Genomic DNA, 2,269 nt, shown 5'->3' on the forward strand with positions numbered 1-2,269 from the left:
ACAGGGCCGGGCTGGCCCAGGAAAAGATCGAGGCGTTTATCGAAGTCGAGCGATAGGCCTTCCGGACCTATATGTAAAACCGGCCGATTCGAAGCTCAGCGAAGCAACAACAAAACGAACCCAAGGATCACCGCTCCCAGCAAACCGGCCATTATCGAAACAAAGCCAATTTTCACCAGCAACTGCTCAGGGTTCGGCACCGCACCATGGGATTGATTGGCCGGCCTGTACCTGCCCGCCGGCGTACCCAGGGCGGCAGCGTTGCGCGGGATTGGAGCCTGCGGCGGGATAAGCGAAAGCAATGACAGCCCCGCAACCCTGGCGGAGGCATTGTCATTGGCGGTTGTCGAAGGCGGCAAGAAGGCTCGCAGCGTTTCGGCTTCGGGTTTTGCCTTTCTCGCCACGACTGTTGCCAACGCCGCCTCTTCGCCCGTCTCAAGCTGGGCAAGATAGGCCTCGACGATGCCAGCGGATGCGATCTGCTGCGATTTGACGGCCATCGGCGCCGCCGGCAAAATCAACAGCGCCGGCGCTGTCTGCTGCGCGAGCAGAGACGGCGCCGGCGGTTGGACCAGCGCCTTGACCAGTGCCGTCATCACGGGATCAGCCTGCCCCAAGGGCACGGCTTGCGGCGTCATCACTTCCCTAAGCAGGGCGGGAAGACGAGTGGAGGAAACGTCCATTGCGGCCCACCAACAACATTTTTCCGCTTCACAATAAGCGTTCAGCATTGTCTCAGGCTTGTCTCATGCTTGACCTCGCCGGGAATTTATGGCGATGAAATCCTCATGAACCCTGGCGTCCCCGCATGATGAACCGTTTCGAAGGCCCCGGCGGCAAGGAAGCCCGCATCCGCTATCTGGATGGCGACTTCCAGGTTACCAGTCCCGGCGCGTTCGTGCGCTGCGCGGTGACAGGCGAAAGCATTCCGCTCGACGAGTTGAAGTACTGGAGCGTCGCAAGGCAAGAGCCCTATATCAGCGCCACCGCCTCGCTGCGCCGTGAAATCGAGATGCATCCGGAGCTGCGTAAGCGCAGTTAACCCTTCAGCTTGCGCTGGCGCCAGGCATCGAGCGTCTCGTCGATGATGCGCTCGGGAACGTGATCGAGTTCGAAGACCGTGTCGATCTCCAGCACCTCGAGCCGGTCGAGAAAGTCCTGTGAGGCGCCGTGGCGCAGCCGGGCGGCGTCCTTGGCGGTGGTGATGAGCACCAGCCCCTCAGTGCGTGCGGTCGCCGCCAACTCGGCAAGTTCGTCCTCCGCATAGAAATGATGGTCCGGAAACGGCCGCGTCAATGCCAGTTCGCCGCCGGCCTCGCGCACCGTGTCGAAGAATTTCTCGGGATGGCCTATACCGGCGAAGGCGAGGAACCGCTTGCCGGCAAGCCCTGCCTTGCCGCGTGGCTCTGTATGGGCCTCGAAGATCGCCCGGCCGGCGCGTGCCGCCTGGCGGACCACGCTGTCGGCGGCAGTGCCCTCGCCCATTTTCAACAACCCGCTGGTGAAAACCAGCTGGTCGACGATTTTGGCCCTGAGCGGCCCCCCCGGAATGACGCGGCCGTTGCCGATCCCGTAGCGCGCATCGACCACGACCAGCGCATAGTCGATGTGGATGCGGGCGCTCTGGAAGCCATCGTCCATGATCAGGAAATCGCAGCCATTCCGTTCCAGCAGCAGCCGGGCGCCGGCGGCGCGGTTCGGCGTCACCGCCACCGGCGCGTGTTCGGCGAGCAGCAGCGGTTCGTCGCCGACATGCCGGGCGCTGTCGTGGTCGATATCGACCACGTGCGGCTCGGCGAAGGAGCCGCCATGGCCGCGCGACAGGAAGCCTGGTTTCAGATGCATGCGCTTGGCCTGCTTGGCGAGCGCGATGGCCACCGGTGTCTTGCCGGTGCCGCCAACCGTGAAATTGCCGATGCACAGAACAGGCGCTTCGATCTTCTCACGCTTGGCCCGCCGCATGCCGCGGCCGGCGGCAGCCGCATAGATGGCCGACAGCGGCAACAGTGCCAGGACCCGCCAGTCCGGCTCTTCCCACCAGAATGGTGGTGCTTCCGAGGCCACGCTAGCGCCCGTTCGCGCCCTTCAGGCGCGACTTGACGACCAGCGGCTGGATGTAGGGCTCAAGCGATTTCAGCGTACGCGCCAGCGCACCGCGCATCTCGTCGACGGTCGCAATGCCTGCCGCCATCATCTCGTGGCGCGCCACTTCGTTGGTCAGGAGGAAATTGACGGCGCCGGCCAGCATGTCGCGATCGCGCACCAGCTT

The 2,269-nt window shown here is 63.9% G+C and carries 3 protein-coding genes and 1 pseudogene; 1 reads left to right on the forward strand and 3 read right to left on the reverse strand.

Annotation, left to right across the window (positions count from 1 at the left end; translation table 11 throughout):
* Positions 1 to 95: 95 nt before the first annotated feature.
* A complete protein-coding gene (locus EN991_RS32865) occupies positions 96 to 683 on the reverse strand; it encodes a hypothetical protein (RefSeq protein ID WP_127370299.1) in 588 nt (195 codons plus the stop codon).
* 125 nt (positions 684 to 808) lie between these two features.
* Between EN991_RS32865 and EN991_RS32870 the strand changes: the two genes are divergently transcribed.
* A complete protein-coding gene (locus tag EN991_RS32870; RefSeq protein ID WP_013532341.1) occupies positions 809 to 1,042 on the forward strand; it encodes a DUF2093 domain-containing protein in 234 nt (77 codons plus the stop codon).
* Here the strand turns inward: EN991_RS32870 and lpxK are convergent.
* Entirely contained in the window at positions 1,039 to 2,064 is a 1,026-nt protein-coding gene (gene lpxK, locus EN991_RS32875; protein WP_127370300.1) for a tetraacyldisaccharide 4'-kinase, read from the reverse strand. The genes EN991_RS32870 and lpxK overlap by 4 nt on opposite strands.
* Position 2,065: 1 nt before the next feature.
* Positions 2,066 to 2,269 (reverse strand): annotated as a pseudogene (locus EN991_RS32880) (3-deoxy-D-manno-octulosonic acid transferase); the annotation flags it as partial.

The sequence above is a fragment of the Mesorhizobium sp. M7A.F.Ca.US.005.03.2.1 genome (assembly GCF_003997795.1).
In the GTDB taxonomy this organism is placed as follows: Bacteria; Pseudomonadota; Alphaproteobacteria; order Rhizobiales; family Rhizobiaceae; genus Mesorhizobium; species Mesorhizobium ciceri.

Excerpts from the sequence above, each read along its gene's own strand:
- EN991_RS32865 (WP_127370299.1), bottom strand. The coding sequence starts at position 683 with ATGGACGTTTCCTCCACTCGTCTTCCCGCCCTGCTTAGGGAAGTGATG.
- EN991_RS32870 (WP_013532341.1), top strand. The coding sequence starts at position 809 with ATGATGAACCGTTTCGAAGGCCCCGGCGGCAAGGAAGCCCGCATCCGC.